This is a genomic window from Geobacter benzoatilyticus, from assembly GCF_017338855.1.
Classification (GTDB): domain Bacteria; phylum Desulfobacterota; class Desulfuromonadia; order Geobacterales; family Geobacteraceae; genus Geobacter; species Geobacter benzoatilyticus.
Genome location: NZ_CP071382.1, coordinates 1,443,509 through 1,461,344, shown reverse-complemented (window position 1 = coordinate 1,461,344; position 17,836 = coordinate 1,443,509). Strand labels below are relative to the sequence as shown.

Genomic DNA, 17,836 nt, shown 5'->3' with positions numbered 1-17,836 from the left:
TTTTTTCGTCCTGGCAAGGCTGTCGAGGGATTGCGCGGAGGCGTAGCAGCGCTACGCCGCACAAGCTATCCCGAAGACTTACGCAGCCACGGCGGAAAAGGCTCGTTCCTCATCCTTCCTGCCCGATCTCGAACCCGGCCACCATCTCATCCCCACTCACCCGCACCCAGCCGCTGTCCGGTGACGGACGCATGATGGTGTGCACCTTGAGGGGAACCCGCGTGGTGCGGGGATCAAGTTCGTGATGGAGCGGCAGGTTGAAGTAGTAAAGGCGCGTCCCCGTGCCGAACCGGAGCCGGCAGACCGGCGCGCCGCCGAAGTCGTCGGTGGAGAACTCCGACAGCTGCACCGAAGCCAACCGGTGTGTCCTGTTGATGATTACGGAGGAATTACCGAATCCCCGATCTCCAGGGGCATCCTCGATTCGCGTCTCGTCGGAGGTGTTGCCGAAAACGGTCACCGTCTCCCGCACCCCTGGCGTATCCTCCAGATACTCGCCGTAGAACCCCGACAGGACGTCCCGGTACGCCCGGTGCTCGGGCTTGGGATTGCACTGGACCACGAAGATGGTATCCAGTGTCTGGCGGGTAGAGAAGTAGAGCTGGTTCGCATGGTCAATGATCTGCCGGATGTTGGAGCTGTAGAGATCCCGGTAGAGGTAGTCGAGGCAGATCAGGACCATGAAATTGAAACAGGCGGGACGGCTCCGGAAGAGGTAGAAGTGACGCCCGCGGTAGAGGTCGTGGAACTTGTCCAGAAACTCCTCCCCGTGGAAGGGGTGGCTCTTGGCCTCCAGAAAGACCCGCAGTTTTCCCGTAGTCTCCTTCACCGCCACACAGCACCAGTTCACCGGCATTTCCAGCACGTCGCCCGAGTCGATGTCCCGGTCAACCAACTCGATGGCCTCGGAGTTGTCCTCCCGGAACCGCTCCAGCAGCTCCCGGTAGGTCTTGAGGCTCACGTGCTCCACCCCGAACATGGTGACGGTATTGGGGCGGAAGGTGCCGTCGATGATCCCAAGCATCTCGTCGAAACGGGCAACGGGAACATGGGTTTCGGGAAGCATGAGGAAGTGGAGCTTCTTCAGGTTCCCCTCCCCCGCCGCCACCAGTTCCAGGATCGACCGGACCGTTTCCCACTGGCGGTCGGGCTCCATGACGGAAAACCCCTTCTCCGCCCGGCGGATCCGGTTCGGCACCTGGGCGATCATGCAGTGGAGGTGGTGCCCCAGCGCGTATTCGAGATTCACCTTTTTGTCGATGATCTGGACCATGGAGACCTCGTCACGTCTCGCAGCTGCAGAGCTCCGGGAAAATTTTCCCAAGGATGAATCTGGCTCCCTGGGGCATCTTGTAGTTCATCAATTCCCCGCGGGGAACCCAGCGGGCCTCCTCCACCTCGTCCAGGTTGTGGTTGATGTCACAGTAGAGGGGATGGCAGAGATAGTAAAGGATGATGAAATGGTAGTTGTCCTCACCGGGCGTCACATGCTCGAAGACGTCGACCAGGTCCTCCACCTCAACCTGGAGCCCCACCTCCTCCATAACCTCCCGCTGGAGGGCCGCGATAATCGGCTCGCCCAGATCGATCTTCCCCCCCGGCATGACCCATTCGCCCTTGAAGGGGCTCACGTTCCGCTTGGTGAGGAGCACCTGCCCGTCATCGTCCACGATGACCGCAACGACGGAGGTAACAATGTGGTCTTTCTTGAAAGTCTTGTTGGTCATGGGATAGACGAAGGGACACGGCGAACCGTGTCCCTGATGTCATGATTCAGAGATTGCGGAAAAGGCGCGTTTTCTACTTCTTCCCCTGCATGAGCGCCCTGATCCGCAGCCGCAGGGAGTTGATCTTGATGAAGCCGGTGGCATCGGCCTGGTTGAAGACCTGATCCTTCTCGAAGGTGGCGAAATCCAGGTTAAAGAGGGAGTTGGTCTCGGACTTGCGGCCAACGGTGCGGCAATGCCCCTTGTAGAGCTTCACCCGGGCTACGCCGTTCACGCACTTCTGTGAGTCGTCGATGAGGGTCTGGAGCATTTCCCGCTCCGGGGAGAACCAGTAGCCGGAGTAGACCTGGCGGGCGTACTCGGGAATGAGGGAGTCCCGAATCCGCATGACTTCGCGGTCCATGGTAATCTGCTCCACCGCCGAGTGGGCCTCGCGCAGGATGGTGCCGCCGGGGGTCTCGTACACGCCCCTGGACTTCATCCCCACGGAACGGTTCTCCAGGAGGTCCACACGGCCGATGCCGTGCTCGCCGCCGATGAAGTTCAGGTGGGCCAGGAGTTGGGCCGGGCTCATCTTCTCGCCGTCAACGGCCACGGCGTTGCCGTTCTTGAACTCGATCTCCACGAACTGGGGCTTGTTGGGGGCCTTCTCCGGCGCCTTGGTGAGCACGTACATGTTCTCGGGAGGCTCGGCCCAGGTATCCTCCAGGATGCCCCCTTCGAAGGAAATGTGGAGCATGTTGCGGTCCGAGGACCAGGGACGCTTCTTGGTGACCGGGATCGGAATCCCGTTCTTCTTGGCGTAGTTCACCAGGGCCTGGCGGCTGTTCAGCTTCCACTCCCGCCACGGAACCACAACAGTGATGGCCGGGTCGAAGTGGTAGTAGGCCAGCTCGAAGCGGACCTGGTCATTCCCCTTGCCGGTGGCACCGTGGGAAACGGAGTCGGCCCCCTCGATCTTCGCGATCTCCATCTGGCGCTTGGCGATGAGGGGCCGGGCGATGGAGGTGCCCAGGAGATAGTGCCCTTCGTAAATGGCATTGGCGCGGAACATGGGGAATACGAAATCCCGGACGAACTCTTCCTTCAGGTCGTCGATGTAAACCTTGTCGGCACCGGTGGCGAAGGCCTTGTCCCGGATCGGCGCCAGCTCGTCGCCCTGGCCCAGGTCGGCGGAGAAGGCGATGACCTCACAGCCGTACTCGTTCTTGAGCCACTTGAGGATGATGGAGGTGTCGAGCCCGCCCGAATAGGCGAGGACGATCTTTTTCACGTCTTTGTGCACTTTGGCCATGTGAGTCTCCTTTTGGATCGGAATGGAATCAGTTACTTCAACAACGAAGCCATGATGGCTTTCTGTACGTGGAGCCGGTTCTCGGCCTCGTCCCAGACGGCGGAACGGGGTCCTTCGATGACGCTGTCGGTGATTTCCTCACCCCGGTGGGCCGGGAGGCAATGGAGAACCATGCAGTCGGGCTTGGCAAGGGAAACCAGGGCGTCGTCGAGACAGTACCCCTTGAACGCCGCCTCGCGCACCTTCTGCTCCTGCTCCTGCCCCATGCTGGCCCAGACATCGGTATTGACGACATCGGCATCGCGCACGGCCTCTTTCGGGTCCTGGGTAAGAATGATGGACGAAGTGGCCTTCTTCTGAGCCCAGTCCCAGACAGTGCGGTCGGGCTCATACCCTGCCGGGCAGGCCAGAGCCAGGTCGAAGCCGAGGATGGCGGCGGCCTCGATCCAGGTATTGGCCATGTTGTTGCCGTCGCCGACCCAGGCAAATTTCAGCCCGTCGTATTTCCCCTTGTGCTCCATGACCGTAAAGAGGTCAGCCATTATCTGGCAGGGGTGGAACAGGTCGGTGAGGCCATTTATGACCGGCACCGATGAGTAGCGGGCAAACTCCTCCACGATCTCCTGGCCGTAAGTGCGGATCATGACGCCGTCGCAGTAGCGGGCCATGACGCGGGCGGTGTCCCTGACGGGCTCGCCCCGCCCCATCTGGGACGTGGCCGAGGAGATGAAGAGGGGATGGGCGCCCAGCTGGTGAACCCCCACCTCGAAGGAAACACGGGTCCGGGTGGACGACTTGTCGAAAATGAGGGCGACGCTTTTCCCCTCCAGGATCCGGTGGGGAATTCCCTTTTTCTGCTCTTCCTTCAGCTCCCGCGTCAGGGCGAAGAGGGCGTCAAGGGCCTCTTTGGTATACTGGTTGAGGGCAAGAAAATGCCGGGTCATTGCTTAATCTCCTCCAGGATGCCGTCAAGTACGGCGATCATTTCATTCACTTCCTGCTTGGTCACGATGAGCGGCGGCACAAACCGGAGAACCCGATCCTGGGCTACGTTGAGGAGAACGCCCCGCTCAAGCCCCTTGAGCACGATTTCGCCCCCCGGCACCGAGAGTTCCATGCCGATCATGAGCCCGATCCCCCGAACGTCGGTGATGAACGAATACTTCTCCTTGAGCCGCTCCAGCTCGCCCACAAGGTATTCCCCCATCTCCTCGGCCCGGTTCAGGAGCCCTTCCTCAAGCACCGCCCGGATGGCGGCCACGCCGGCGGCGGTGACCAGGGGATTCCCCCCGAAGGTGGAGCCGTGGGTGCCGGGGGAGAAGGAGGCGGCCACTTCGTCTTTCGCCAGCATGGCGCCAATGGGGGCGCCGCCGGCCAGGGCCTTGGCCAGGGTCATGATGTCGGGGGTCACGTCGAAATGTTCGTGGGCAAAGAGCTTGCCGGTCCGCCCTATCCCCACCTGAACCTCGTCGAAGATGAGAAGGAGCCCGTGGCGATCGCAGATTTCCCGCACCTTCCGGAAGTAGTCGGCCGAGGGGATGACTACGCCCCCCTCACCCTGGATCGGCTCCAGCATCACCGCGCAGGTTTTCGGCGTAACGGCAGCCTCCAGAGCCTCGGCGTCATTAAAGGGGACGTAGGAGAATCCGTGCAGGAGCGGATCGAAGAATTTTTGCACCTTCTCCTGCCCGGTGGCGGAGATGGTGGCCATGGTCCGGCCGTGGAACGAAGCAATGGCCGTAATGATCTCGTAGCGCTCGACATTGCCGGTCTTTTCCCTGGCGTACTTGCGGGCAAGCTTGATGGCTGCCTCGTTGGCCTCGGCGCCGCTGTTGCAGAAGAAAGCCTTGTCGGCGAAGGAGTTGCTGCAGAGCAGTTCCGCCAGCTCGATCTGGGTGGGAATATTGTAGTAGTTGGAGCAGTGGATCATCTCGGCGGCCTGTTTCTGAATCGCCGCCACCACCTTCGGGTGGCAGTGTCCCAGGTTGTTCACCGCCACGCCGGCGAGAAAGTCCAGATACTCCTTCCCGTCCGCGTCCCAGACCCGGCACCCTTCGCCCCGCACCGGCACCAGGGGGTACCGGCCATAGGTTTTCATGATGTATTTGTCGCCCTTTGCCATCCAGTCAGCAGATTTCATTCGCATTTCCTCCAAATTTTCGTCCAGTGGCACTGTTCACCAACCCATGCCTATCGTCGGATCTCGGTCCCTACGCCGACGTCGGTGAAAATTTCGAGGAGAACCGCATGGAGCACGCGCCCATCGATGATGTGCGCCTTCTTGACCCCTTCTTCAACGGCATCGACGCAGCAGTTCACCTTGGGAATCATCCCACCGGTGATAACGCCGTCGTCAATGAGAGTAGGAACCGCATCGAGGGCAATACTGGAAAGAAGCATTCCACCCTTGTCCTTTACCCCCTCCACATCGGTGAGAAGAATCAGCTTCTCGGCCTTGAGGGCGCCGGCGACCCTGCCGGCCACGAGATCGGCGTTCACATTGTAGCTCTCGCCATTCTCGCCCACCCCGACTGGGGCGATGACCGGAATGAACTTGCCGTGCTCCAGGGTCTGGATCAGCTCCTGGTTCACCTTGATCACATCCCCCACGAAGCCGATGTCCACCTTCTCCACGGTGCCGTCCTCCCGCTTCACATCCTGGAGGAGCTTCTCGCAGAGGAGGAGCCCGCCGTCCTTGCCGGAGAGCCCCACGGCCCGCCCGCCGTGCTGGTTCAGGTATCCGACCACTTCCTTGTTCACCTGGCCGGTGAGAACCATCTCCACCACCTGCATTGTGGCGGCGTCGGTAACGCGCATCCCCTTGACGAATTCGGAAACTATGCCGTAGCGCTGGAGAGTCTCGTTGATCTGGGGGCCTCCGCCGTGAACCACCACGGTATTGATGCCGAGGGATTTCAGGAGAATGACGTCCAGGGCGAAGGATTTCTTCAGGGCTTCGTCGGCCATGGCGTGGCCGCCGTACTTGATGACGATGGTTTTCCCGGAGAAGCGCCGGATATAGGGGAGCGCTTCCATGAGGGTATTGGCTTTTTCGATGAGATGCTGCACGCGGTTGGACCTCCAGCTAGTCGCAAAGTGGTGCCGGAAGGGGCGAAAGAAAGGTGTAACTATAGCAGATGGGGGGAAATAATCAATATGAAAGGCGAAGTTACCGCTGCTCCGGAATCCCGGCAAAAAGCAGGCGGCGGGGCAATGCTCTCAGGAAGCACCGGGTAACGTACGGGGGAGGGAAATGGTGACCCGGGTCCCTTTGCCGGGTTCGCTCTCGACGATAATGGCACCACCATGAAGCTTAATGAACTCGCGGGCATAGAAGAGGCCGAGGCCGAATCCCCGGATCTGGCCGGTCCCCTGGGGATCCACCTGATAAAACTTTTCGAAGATTTTGGGCAGTTCTTCCCTGGGAATACCGACGCCGCAGTCCTCCACAATCAGGCGGCAAACGCCGTCCTCCTCCCGCAGGGTGATGGTTACGCTGCCCGTCGAGTTCGAAAATTTGAAGGCATTGTCAATCACCTGTCCGACGGCAAAGGCAATTTTCTCCCGGTCCAGCGGGAACGGAGGAACCGGGTCCAGATCGAGGACCTCATCAACGTCCGGTTTGGCGGCCGACTCCCTGGAAGTGGAAACAATGGAACGAATAAGCTCGCAGAAATTGCACTGCTCCAGATGAAGCACCCCCCCGGCCGTTATGAAACGGCTGAAGACCAGGAGTTCCGCCACCAGACTCTCCAGATAGTGGGACTGGCCGCAGATGAGTTTCAGGTTACGGCTGAATTCCGGGTCTTCCGGGTCATACACCCCCCCTGCGAGATTCTGGAGAAAAAGGGAGATGGCCGTGAGCGGCGTGCGGAACTTGTGGGACACCAGGGAAAGGAAGTTGTTCTTCAACCGGTCCATGCTCTTGAGGTTGGCGATCTCCTCCTTGAGGGCCTTCTTGTCCAGGGCCTTGTCCACCGCCGTCTTGAGCTGGAGGATATTGAGGGGCTTGGTGATGAAGTCGTCGGCATCTGCCTTGAGGGCGTTAAGGATGATCTCCTTCTCGGCATAGCCGGTCATGACGATGACCACGATGGTCGGTTCAATCTCTTTCAGCCGGCGCAGGAGATCGATGCCGTTAAGTTTCGGCATCATGACGTCAGTGAGAATGACGTCGATCCCCCCCTTTTCGAAGAGGCGCAGGGCCTCCTCGCCATCGGCCGCCTGGAGGACGCTGTATCCCTTGAGTGCCCGGGCGCAAAGCTCACGGATCACCCCTTCGTCATCAACGACGAGGATCGTTTTCACGCTCCGTTCAGCCTGGAATTTCATCACCACGTCCATGGGGCTATGCCCTATCCCTCTCTGGCGACCCTGTCAGCCTATGAGTCCGCACACCATGCCGAGGGCCTCGGCCAGCCTGCCCGGCTCGCTCCCCCCCGCCTGGGCCAGCTCCGGCTTGCCGCCGCCGCTCCCGCCGATGACCGGAGCCAGCTGCCGGATGATGTCGCCGGCCTTGATGCGGCCCGCCAAATCTTTCGTCACCGCCACGAGGAGGTTGGCCCTGCCGTCCTTCTCACACCCGAGGGCCACAACCCCGGAACCGATGCGGTCCTTGAGGGTATCGGCCAACTCCCGAAGCTTCTTCGGATCGTCCACCTCAACTGTCGTGGCGAGGACCTTCACGCCGTTCACCTCCCGGACATCCGCCAGGAGATCCCCGGAACGGGCCGCGTTGAGTTGCCCCTGGAGCGTCTCGATCTCCCGCTGCATCTCCCGCTGGCGGGCGAGAAGCTTCTGGAGCCGGTCGATATTGTCCCCCCCCTCGGCCTTCATGAGGGCAGCGATCTGCCGCTTCTCCTCCTCCAGCTCCTGGGTGTAGCGCAGTGCCCCCATGCCGGTCAGGGCCTCGATACGGCGCACCCCGGCGGCAATCCCCGCCTCGGAGAGTATCTTGAATGAGCCGATGTCGCCGGCGGCCCGGACGTGGGTGCCGCCGCAGAGCTCGGCGCTCACCTCCCCCACCTTGACCACCCTTACCCGATCGCCGTACTTCTCGCCGAAGAGGGCCGTGGCGCCGCTCTCCATGGCGTCCTCTACGGCCATTTCCCGGGCATGGACCGGATCGTTTTCCATAATGAACGTATTGACGATCTCCTCCACCCGGCGGATCTCCTCCGGGGCCATGGCGGCGAAGTGAGTAAAGTCAAAGCGGAGCCGGTCCGGCGCCACCAGGGAGCCGGCCTGCTTCACGTGCTCGCCCAGCACCCGGCGGAGCGCCGTCTGGAGGAGGTGGGTGGCGGTATGGTTGCGGGCCGTGGCGTCGCGATCCACGGACGCCACCTTCAGGTCGCACGCCTCGCCGGTCTTGATGGTCCCCTCGACGACGGTTCCCCGGTGGACGATGAGGTCGGGATAGGGACGGATCGTGCCGGTCACCCGCACATGGGCCGAACCGGTGGAGATGGTGCCGGTATCCCCTGCCTGGCCGCCGGACTCGCCGTAAAAGGGGGTCCTGTCGGTGATAATTTCCACCTCTTCGCCGGCCTTCGCCTCGGCCACCTCGGCGCCGCCACGGAGGATGCTGCCGATCGCTGCGTAGCTGCACTTCTCGTCATAACCCACAAAGACGCTTCTGGCCCCACGGTTGTGGAGGCCCTTGTGGACGGCGGCAATCCCCTCTTCGCCGGAACCTTTCCAGTGCTCCCGGGCCTGCTCCCGCTGGCGCTCCATGCACGCCTCGAAGCCGGGCTCGTCGATGGTGAACCCTTCGGCCCGGACGATATCGGCCGTGAGGTCCGTGGGGAAACCGAAGGTGTCGTAAAGGCGGAAAAGGGTCTCGCCGGGGATCACCGTTTTCCCCTCCACCTTCAACTGGGCCACGGCATCATTAAGGATGGCGAGGCCCCGGTCGAGGGTTTCGGCGAAGCGCTCCTCTTCAGCCCGGATCACCTTCTTGATGTACTCCTCACGCTCCAACAACTCCGGGTATGAGCCCCCCATCATCTCGTTCACGGCGTCCACGGTCCGGTAGAGAACCGGCTCGGCAAAGCCGAGCATCTTGGCGTGGCGGGCTGCCCGGCGCATGATCCGGCGCAGCACATAGCCCCGCCCTTCGTTTGAGGGAAGGACGCCATCGCAGATGAGGAAGGTGGTGGCCCGGGCGTGGTCGGCAATGACCCGCATGGAGACGTCGTCCTTCTCGTTCTCCCGGTACCGTTTCCCCGAGAGCCGCTCCACATGCCTGATGACCCCCTGGAGGAGGTCGGTGTCGTAGTTGGATTTCACCCCCTGCATGACGGTGCAGATCCGCTCTAGCCCCATGCCGGTGTCGACGGAGGGTTTGGGGAGCGGGGTCATGGTGCCGTCGGCGGAGCGGTTGAACTGCATGAAGACGTTGTTCCAGATCTCCATGTAGCGGTCGCAGTCGCACCCCACGGCGCAGTCGGGGCTACCGCACCCCACCTCGGGGCCGTTGTCCCAGAAGATCTCGGAGCAGGGTCCGCAGGGACCGGTATCCCCCATGGACCAGAAGTTGTCTTTCTCGCCGAAGCGGAAAATCCGCTCCCGGGGAACCCCCTCCTGGAGGTGCCAGATGTCGGCGGCCTCGTCGTCATCGGTGTAGACCGTCACGTAGAGGCGCTCCTTGTCGAGCCCCAGGTCCCTGGTGAGGAACTCCCAGGCGTAGGCGATGGCCTCCTTCTTGAAGTAGTCGCCGAAGGAGAAGTTGCCGAGCATCTCGAAGAAGGTATGGTGCCGGGCGGTGCGCCCCACGTTCTCCAGGTCGTTGTGTTTCCCCCCGGCCCGCACACACTTCTGGGAACTGGTTGCCCGGGTGTATCCCCGGTCCTCCATGCCGAGGAAACAGTCCTTGAACTGGTTCATGCCGGCGTTGGCGAAGAGGAGCGTCGGGTCGTTGTGGGGAATGAGGAGGGAACTGGGGACCACGGTGTGTCCGCGGTCCGCAAAAAATTTCAGGAATCTGGCGCGTAGTTCGTTTCCGGTCATCGGTTCCTCTGTATTCTGGATTGAATTGAAAAGATAATGTCACTCGTCGGCGGAAACCCGCAGGGCATCCAGGATGGCTGAGAGGGGGTAGCCCCGGCGCTGGAACCAGCCGATCACCCGCCGCTTCTCCCGTAAATCCGCCTCCCTTGGGTCAAAGGAGGGGAACTTGCCGGCCAGCAGCTCCCTGATGTCACTCCGCAGATCGCGCCCCTCGGCGGCCAGGGCCAGGGCCTCGGCCGCAAGCTCCCGGGGGATTCCGCGCCGGATGAGTTCCCGGCTGAGCCGCGGCCCCACCATCCTGCCGCCGGCCATGGCCGTTTCCGCTATCCGCTCGGCAAGGCGCCGGTCGTTGAGATACCCCAGTTCCCGCAGGCGGGCCACTACGGATGTGATCTCCTCTTCGCCGACACCCTTGCGCCGCAGCTTCAGGGCCAGTTCCGCCTCGCTGTGGTCCCGCCGGGAGAGAATATCGAGGGCGCGGCTGAATCCGCTCCGCTCCTCTCCCATCTAAAACTTCTCGATCCCCTCGCCGGGCGTATCTCCAGCAGCCGCAGGGGGTGCTTCGTCGTGGACGAAATTGTCCCACGTGCTGTCGGACGTGGAAGAGATGCCCGACACCTTGAGGGCGAAATCATCCGGGTTGGTGGACTGCCGGAGCGCCTCTTCATAGGTGATGAGCTTGCCGGTATAGAGCTGCATGAGGGACTGGTCGAAGGTCTGCATCCCGTAGGTGGTGAAACCTTGGGCAATGGCCTCGGAAAGAAGCTTCGTCTTGTCCTTGTCGTCGATGTATTCCTTGATTCGGGCAGTGCCGATCATCACCTCCACGGCAGGGACCCGCCCCTTGCCGTCGGCCCGGGGAACGAGCCGCTGGGATATGACCCCTTTGATGACCCCGGAGAGCTGGAGCCGGACCTGACGCTGATGGAAGGGGGGGAATACGGAGATGATCCGGTTGATGGTCTCGGCGGCGTCCAGGGTATGGAGGGTGGACATGACCAGGTGCCCGGTCTCGGCGGCATGCATGGCGGTCTCGATGGTTTCCAGGTCCCGCATCTCCCCCACGAGGACCACGTCCGGGTCCTGGCGCAGGGCGCCCTTGAGGGCGGTGGCGAAGGAAAGGGTATCGAACCCCACCTCCCGCTGGGAGAGGATGCTTTTCTTGTCCCGATGAAGGAACTCCACCGGGTCCTCGACGGTGATGATGTTGCAGGTCCGGTGCTCGTTGATGTAGTCGATCATGGCGGCCAGGGTCGTGGACTTGCCGCTTCCCGTGGTGCCGGTGACGAGGATGAGCCCCCGCTCCTCCAGGGCCAGCTTCTTGATGACCGGGGGGAGGGTCAGGTTCTCAATGGAAGGGATGCCGAAGGGGATGGACCGGAAAACCATGGCCACAGTCCCCCGCTGGGAATAGATACTAACCCGGAAACGGCCGAGTCCCGGCACCCCGTAGGCCACGTCGCACTCGTAGTGCTCTTCGAAGATCCCCTTTTGCCGCTCATTCATGATGGCAAAGGCCATGGCGCGCACCTGGTCCGGGGCAAGGCGCTGGGCATTGGGAATGGGCCGCAGCCGTCCGTCGATCCGGACGACCGGCGGAAGCCCGGTCTTGATGTGGATATCCGACGCTTTAGCCTTAACCGCTATGGCAAGAATGTCATTGAGTTCCATGGGCTACGCCGCCTCTTCCTTTCCCCCTTTGCGGGGAATGCCGGCCGTTTCGTAAATCTTGTCCTCGATCTCGGCCACCATCTCCGGATGCTCCCTGAGGAAGTTCCGGGAATTCTCGCGCCCCTGGCCGATCCGGTCCGAACCGTAGGAGAACCAGGCGCCGCTCTTGTCGATGATCTTGCGGTCGACGGCCAGGTCCAGGAGGTCCCCCAGCCGGGATATCCCCTCGCCGTAATAGATATCGAACTCCACTTCCTTGAAGGGGGGAGCGACCTTGTTCTTCACCACCTTCACCTTGGTGCGGGAGCCGACAACCGCATCCCCCTGCTTGAGGGTGGCGATCTTGCGGATGTCGAGACGGACCGAGGCGTAGAACTTGAGGGCGTTGCCGCCGGTGGTGGTCTCGGGGCTGCCGAACATGACGCCGATCTTCATCCGGATCTGGTTGATGAAGATGACGCAGCAGTTGGACTTGGAGATGATGCCGGTGAGCTTGCGCAGGGCCTGGGACATGAGCCGGGCCTGGAGACCCACGTGGGAGTCCCCCATATCCCCCTCGATCTCCGCCTTGGGCACCAGGGCCGCCACCGAGTCGATGACGAGGACGTCCACGGCGCCGCTGCGCACGAGCATCTCGGCGATCTCAAGGGCCTGCTCCCCGGTATCGGGCTGGGAGACCAGGAGGTCATCGGTTTTAACCCCCAGTTTGCGGGCATAGCCGATGTCGAGGGCGTGCTCGGCGTCCACGAACGCCGCGATTCCGCCCAGCTTCTGGGCTTCGGCGGCAATGTGAAGGGCAAGGGTCGTCTTGCCCGACGACTCGGGACCATATATCTCTATCACCCGCCCCCTGGGGACCCCCCCAACACCGAGGGCGATATCAAGGGAAAGGGCACCGGTGGGGATTGCGTCGATGTCCGGCAGGGCCTCGCCGGCACCCAGCCGCATGATGGCACCTTTGCCGAACTGCTTCTCTATCTGGCTGAGCGCCAGTTCAATCGCCTTCTCGCGTTCCTGGGTCACGAAATCCTCCTACTTGGTAGTAACAGGGGCGGAAAATCGGCCCTGTCCGGGATAGTTGATCAGAGATAGCACAGGTGTTTCGTCTTTTTCAATGGGTATCTTCTGGGCCCGAGTCGCCGTTCTGCGGATACCCGCCACCGGTGCCGGGCATACCGGCTTCGGCGAGGGGGAGCGGCGGCTGCGTGAGGCAATCCTCCAGGGGAAGGAGCACGAAAAAAGCGCTGCCGAACTGAGCGCCCTCCGCCCCCCCGTGGCTTTCCACCCAGACCATGCCGCCATGGGCTTCAACCATCCCCTTCACGATGGCAAGCCCCAGGCCGGTCCCCTTCCCCTGGAATTTGTGTTTGCCGCTGGAGTGATGACGGATATCGCCCACTTCATAGAACTTGTCGAAGATTTTCACCTGCTCCTCATGGCTGACACCGATTCCGCTGTCCCGCACCTCCACTTCCAGATAGCTCCGGTCCTCAACCTGGGCCAGGAACCCTGGATTGAAGCGGGTGATAATCTGCTCCTTCCGCTCAAGCACCTGACGGTCCACAACCCGCGCGTCCACCATTATGGTCCCGCCGTCCGGGGTGAACTTTATGGAGTTTTCCAGCAACTCGGTAAAAATATCCCTGAAGCATTCCTGGTCGCCGCTGCAGTAGGGAAGTCCTTCCATGTTGGCAAAGACAATGGTGAGATCCCGCTCGATACGGAGAGATTCCACCGCGGCCAGAACCTCTTCGAAAACCTGGACAATATGGAGCGGAGAACGGTTGACCGTGGTGCAGTCAGCCTCCAGCTTCGCCACCTTGAGAATATCGCTGACAATCTCGGATAGCCGCTCTCCTCCCTGGTGGATCATGGCGAGGACCTTGCGGGAATTGCCGTCGAGGCTGAAGGATGGGGAGGAGATGAGAAACTCGGTGCCGCTCATGATGCTGGTCAGCGGGGTGCGGAACTCGTGGGAAACCATGCCGAGGAAGTTCGACTTCATCCGGTCGATTCGCTCCAGTTCCTGATTGGCCCGTTCCACAAGCATCAGATTGGTGCGGAGCCGGTGCTGGGAGAAGGCCAACTCATGGCTGTTGCGCTCCAGGAGCCGGAGCGACCCCATGAGTTCATCGCTCTTCCACTTGAGTTCATGGAAGAGCCGGGCATTCTCGATGACAATCCCCATCTGGCCGGCTATGGAAAGGAAATGGGCAACATCGTCTTCGCTGAAACGCCGCTCTTTTTTGCTCAGCAGGTACATGACGCCGGTAACGCGGTTACGGACGGACAGGGGGACGCCGGCAAACCCCTTCCATCCCTGCAAAACCTCCGGAGAAGAGCATCCGGCAATTCCGGCAGCCAGGTTTTCCAGGGATAGAGGGGCAGCGGTTGCGGCGATTCGCTCCAGAGGGCTCTCCTCCTCCCGGCGGGCGAGGATAAAGCGCAGCTGTTCGGGAAGATTGACGGAAGCGGTGGGACGCAGCGTTCCATCCCGCTCCCGAAGATGTATTCCGCCGGCGTCAGCACCGAAGGCCTCGATGGTTTCACGCAGCGTCACATCGAGCACGGTCTCCAGATCCATATCCTGATTGGCTCTGGCAATGATGCCGATTAGCGTGGAGAGTTCCTTGTTCCTCTGGCGCAGTTCACGCTCGGCCCGGTGCTTGTAGGTAATGTCCCGGACGGCGGCGTGAACCACCTTCTCGTCCCCGAGGTCAATGAGGCGGGCCTCGATCTCCCCCAGGAACCGCTCCCCCACTTTGCGGCGGAAGTTGATCCCGTCGGAGCGCCCCCGGCCGCGCCTGGCCACCCGGTGAACCAGCGCGACGAATTTCTCCTGGTCCTCCTCCAGAACAAGATCTTTCCCCCGCAACAGGGCCATCTCCTCCTTGTCGTAACCAAAGAGCTCGGTTCCGCGGCGATTCGCCTCCACCAGCATTCCCGTATCGGCGCTGAACACAAAAATGGCCGTTCCGGCCCCCTCGAGAAGACTGCGGTAACGGCGCACAGTTTTATCCAGTTCCCTCTGCACCTGCATCAACTCGTGGACATGGGCCAACGCCTCAATGCTTTTCATGCGGCGGAAGTTCACGGCCATGAAACTGAAGCAGGTGATGAAGAGAATAAGGACAAAGGAAAGGAAGCCAAAGATGGGGGCGCCATGGAAGCTGTAGGCGAAGAACGTGCCGACGAACCCCAAAAGGAGCACAATGGCGCCTCTCCAGCCGAACACAATATATTTCCAATCCTTTGTTGAAGACATGACTACCTATCGATCGGGTATGCCAGAAGCCGCCTTCTCAGCCAATCCATGGCCGTAATCGCTGTGATCGTCCTGATCTTCTCACGGTCTCCCGAAAAGTGATATACCTTGGCCGAGCAACCGGCCCGGTCGGCAAGGGCGATGAACACGGTCCCCACCGGCTTGTCGGGGCTCCCCCCCTCAGGGCCGGCTATGCCGGTAACGGCAAGGGCCAGATCGCTGCCGGCAAGCTTCCGGGCGCCCCGGGCCATGGCCCTGGCCACTTCGGCGCTCACGGCCCCCTGCTCTGCCAGAATGTCTCCGGGCACGCCGAGTAGGTTGGACTTTGCATCGTTTGAATAGGTAACCGCACCCAGGAGGAAATAACCCGAGCTGCCGGCAATGGCCGTAATCCGTCCGGCAATGAGCCCCCCGGTACACGACTCTGCCAGGGCCAGGGTCATCCCCGTTTCCCGGAAGAGCCGGGCCACCACCGTGTCGATGGTTTCGCCGCCCCCGGCGACCACGTGGTCTCCGAGCCGCTCCCTCACCATGGCCGCCCCGTCCTCCAGCAACGCCGTCAGCGCTGTCTCATCCTCCCCCGTGGCCCGGAGCTTCACCTGAACCATGGGGTACTCTACGCAGTAGGCAACACCGAGCCCCGGCCGGGAGCGGTCGATATCCGAAAGCCGGGCGCCGATCTCCGCCTCGGAGAGTCCGAAAACCGTGAGGGTCGAGGTCCTGGTGTGTTGACGGCCGCTGCGGCGGGCAAGCACCAGGGAAACGACCGACTCCTCCAGCATCACGGCCATCTCCGAGGGAACGCCGGGCAGGAAGATGAGGAGGCAGCCGTCCAGCAGCAGATGAAAGCCGCTGGCGGTGCCTGCGGGATTCGGAATAAGTTCGCCCTTGGCCGGCAAAAGGCACTGGCGGCCATTGGCCGGATGCATCTCCCGCCCCAGCCGGGCAAAGAACTCCTTAAGCCGCGCCATGGCCTCATCATTGAGAACGAGGCGCCGCCCGGTCGCGCGGGCAGCAGCCCGGGCGGTCACATCGTCGTCGGTGGGACCGAGGCCGCCGGTGGCAATGACCACATCGTGCCCCCGGGCAAGCTCCTGAAGGGCGGCGGCAATTCCAGCCTCGTCATCCCCCACGGTCAGCTTGCGCACCGTGGCGATCCCCTCATCGGCCAGGCGCGCCGCAATCCGGGCGGAGTTGGTGTCCACCACCTCCCCAAGCAGAAGCTCGTCGCCAATGGAGAGAATTGCCGTCTTCACAGGAACCTCAGCGCAACGTGAAGCCCGGCGCAGGCATAGATTCCAGCCACCACGTCATCGAGAACCACGCCATAGCCGTTTTTAACCTGGCGGTCGAAGTAGCGGGCCGGCGGAACCTTGACGATGTCGAAAAACCGGAAGAGTAGAAAGCCGATCAAGATGCTCTGCCAGTTCAGCGGAGCCCCTGCCATGGTAATGAGATAGCCCATCACCTCATCGATGACGATCTTTCCCGAATCCTTCTCGCCGAATTCCCGCTCCGCCGCCCCGGAGACCCACGAGGCCAGAAAAAAGAACGGCACTAGGGTCGAGAGATAAAGCCAGAGGGGCATCCTTGCCAGAAGAATATAGAGCGGGATGGCCCCCAGGGTCCCCACCGTTCCCGACGCCACGGGGAAAAACCCGGTGCCGAACCAGCTTGCCGCGGCGATGACGAATCCCCTCATGGCTGCCCCGCCTCCCGCTCCACGATCCGGTAGACTTCCAGCAGCGGCATCCCCCGCTCGGCAGCGATACGGCGGCAGGCATCATACTCAGGGGTCACCCTGACCACGGTCTCGCCGTCGCGGATCACCTTCACCGTCACCGCACCGAGGGATGTGGGGCGCTCCTCCTTTTCCCGGGCCAGCTTCAGGCGGGCTGCGGGGTAGAAACGGACCCCGATGGCAGACGTCTCCCGCAGCACCAGGGAGGCAAGTTCGTCTCGCCCTTCGGGGCGGGCGATGACGGTTAGCTTCACCGCCGGACGGTTTTTCTTCATCTGCAGGGGCGAGTAGGCAGCATCGAGTGCCCCCGCCTCCATGAGCCGCTCCAGTACGTGACCCAGGATCTCCGGGTTCATGTCGTCGATGTGGGTCTCGATGACCGCCACCTCGTCCCGCTGGAGACCGGAATCCGCCTCCCCCAGGAAGAGCCTCAGGACGTTGGGCATATCGTCGAAGTCCTTGGTGCCCGCCCCGCAGCCGATGCCGGTTACGGTCATGGCCGGGGCCCGGCCGAAGCCGTCGGCCAGGGCGGCCAGGATGGCGGCTCCGGTGGGAGTCACCCGCTCGCCTGCGCCGGCCTCGCCGTGGACCGGAATCCCCCGCAGAAGCTCCGCCGTGGCCGGTGCAGGCACCGGCAGACGGCCGTGGGCAGTCTCCACGAAACCGCTCCCCAGGGGGAGGGGCGCGCCGTGGATTGCGTCAACGCCGAACCACTCCAGGGCGGCCGCAGCACCGACGATATCGATGATGGAGTCGACTGCTCCCACCTCATGGAAATGGACCCGCTCGATATCAACCCCGTGGACCTTAGCCTCGGCCTCGGCCAGGCGGAAGAAGATGCGCTGGGCTTTATCCTTCACCCCCTCCGGAAGGGTGCTCTCCTCAATCATGGCTGCGATGCCTGCATAGTGGCGATGGGGCTGGTGCTCCTCCACATGAACCACAAAACGGGTGGCGGCAATCCCCTTGCGGCTCGTCCGCTCAACGGCCAGGGAGTAGCTCGACCTTGGGAGAGGGAGGCTCTCGACGGCCTCCCGCACCACCTCGAAGGGTACCCCCAGATCAAGCAGGGCGGCTACGGTCATGTCGCCGGCAATGCCGGCAAAGCAGTCGAAATAAAGTATCTTCAC

15 protein-coding genes are annotated in these 17,836 nt (G+C 62.1%); all 15 read right to left on the bottom strand.

All coding sequences use genetic code 11. From position 1 onward, the window contains the following. Positions 1-109 precede the first annotated feature (109 nt). Entirely contained in the window at positions 110-1,273 is a 1,164-nt protein-coding gene (locus tag JZM60_RS06880; protein ID WP_207164787.1) for a hypothetical protein, read from the bottom strand. Between the two features lie 10 nt (positions 1,274-1,283). Further along, a complete protein-coding gene (locus tag JZM60_RS06875) occupies positions 1,284-1,727 on the bottom strand; it encodes an NUDIX domain-containing protein (RefSeq protein WP_207164786.1) in 444 nt (147 codons plus the stop codon). 73 nt (positions 1,728-1,800) lie between these two features. Then, complete coding sequence (locus JZM60_RS06870) at positions 1,801-3,021, bottom strand: argininosuccinate synthase (protein WP_207164785.1); 1,221 nt, start codon at positions 3,019-3,021, stop codon at positions 1,801-1,803. Between the two features lie 32 nt (positions 3,022-3,053). Beyond that, positions 3,054-3,965, bottom strand: a complete 912-nt coding sequence (gene argF, locus JZM60_RS06865) for an ornithine carbamoyltransferase (RefSeq protein WP_207164783.1) — start codon at positions 3,963-3,965, stop codon at positions 3,054-3,056. Further along, positions 3,962-5,161, bottom strand: coding sequence for an acetylornithine transaminase (locus tag JZM60_RS06860; RefSeq protein WP_207164781.1), 1,200 nt, complete (start codon positions 5,159-5,161; stop codon positions 3,962-3,964). The genes argF and JZM60_RS06860 overlap by 4 nt, the downstream gene beginning before the upstream one ends. A gap of 50 nt (positions 5,162-5,211) precedes the next feature. After that, positions 5,212-6,090, bottom strand: a complete 879-nt coding sequence (argB, locus tag JZM60_RS06855) for an acetylglutamate kinase (RefSeq protein WP_207164779.1) — start codon at positions 6,088-6,090, stop codon at positions 5,212-5,214. A 150-nt stretch (positions 6,091-6,240) separates the two neighbouring features. Continuing rightward, a complete protein-coding gene (locus JZM60_RS06850; RefSeq protein ID WP_207164777.1) occupies positions 6,241-7,365 on the bottom strand; it encodes a hybrid sensor histidine kinase/response regulator in 1,125 nt (374 codons plus the stop codon). Positions 7,366-7,398: 33 nt separating this feature from the next. Next, positions 7,399-10,029, bottom strand: a complete 2,631-nt coding sequence (gene alaS, locus JZM60_RS06845; protein WP_207164775.1) for an alanine--tRNA ligase — start codon at positions 10,027-10,029, stop codon at positions 7,399-7,401. 39 nt (positions 10,030-10,068) lie between these two features. Next, positions 10,069-10,536 (bottom strand): regulatory protein RecX, encoded by a 468-nt coding sequence (locus JZM60_RS06840; RefSeq protein WP_207164773.1) that lies wholly within the window; start codon positions 10,534-10,536, stop codon positions 10,069-10,071. Next, entirely contained in the window at positions 10,537-11,700 is a 1,164-nt protein-coding gene (locus JZM60_RS06835) for a type IV pilus twitching motility protein PilT (protein WP_207164772.1), read from the bottom strand. Between the two features lie 3 nt (positions 11,701-11,703). Beyond that, positions 11,704-12,723: a recombinase RecA gene (gene recA, locus JZM60_RS06830; protein ID WP_207164770.1), complete on the bottom strand. Its 1,020-nt coding sequence runs from the start codon at positions 12,721-12,723 to the stop codon at positions 11,704-11,706. An 88-nt stretch (positions 12,724-12,811) separates the two neighbouring features. Beyond that, the gene (locus tag JZM60_RS06825; protein WP_207164768.1) at positions 12,812-14,965 is read right to left on the bottom strand and encodes a sensor histidine kinase; all 2,154 of its coding nucleotides are present in this window, start codon (positions 14,963-14,965) and stop codon (positions 12,812-12,814) included. A 2-nt stretch (positions 14,966-14,967) separates the two neighbouring features. Continuing rightward, positions 14,968-16,221 (bottom strand): competence/damage-inducible protein A, encoded by a 1,254-nt coding sequence (locus tag JZM60_RS06820; RefSeq protein ID WP_207164766.1) that lies wholly within the window; start codon positions 16,219-16,221, stop codon positions 14,968-14,970. After that, complete coding sequence (locus JZM60_RS06815) at positions 16,218-16,667, bottom strand: phosphatidylglycerophosphatase A family protein (RefSeq protein WP_207164764.1); 450 nt, start codon at positions 16,665-16,667, stop codon at positions 16,218-16,220. The genes JZM60_RS06820 and JZM60_RS06815 overlap by 4 nt, the downstream gene beginning before the upstream one ends. Further along, on the bottom strand, positions 16,664-17,836 hold the full coding sequence (gene larC / locus JZM60_RS06810) for a nickel pincer cofactor biosynthesis protein LarC (RefSeq protein WP_207164763.1): 1,173 nt from the start codon (positions 17,834-17,836) through the stop codon (positions 16,664-16,666). Before larC ends, JZM60_RS06815 begins: the two co-directional genes overlap by 4 nt.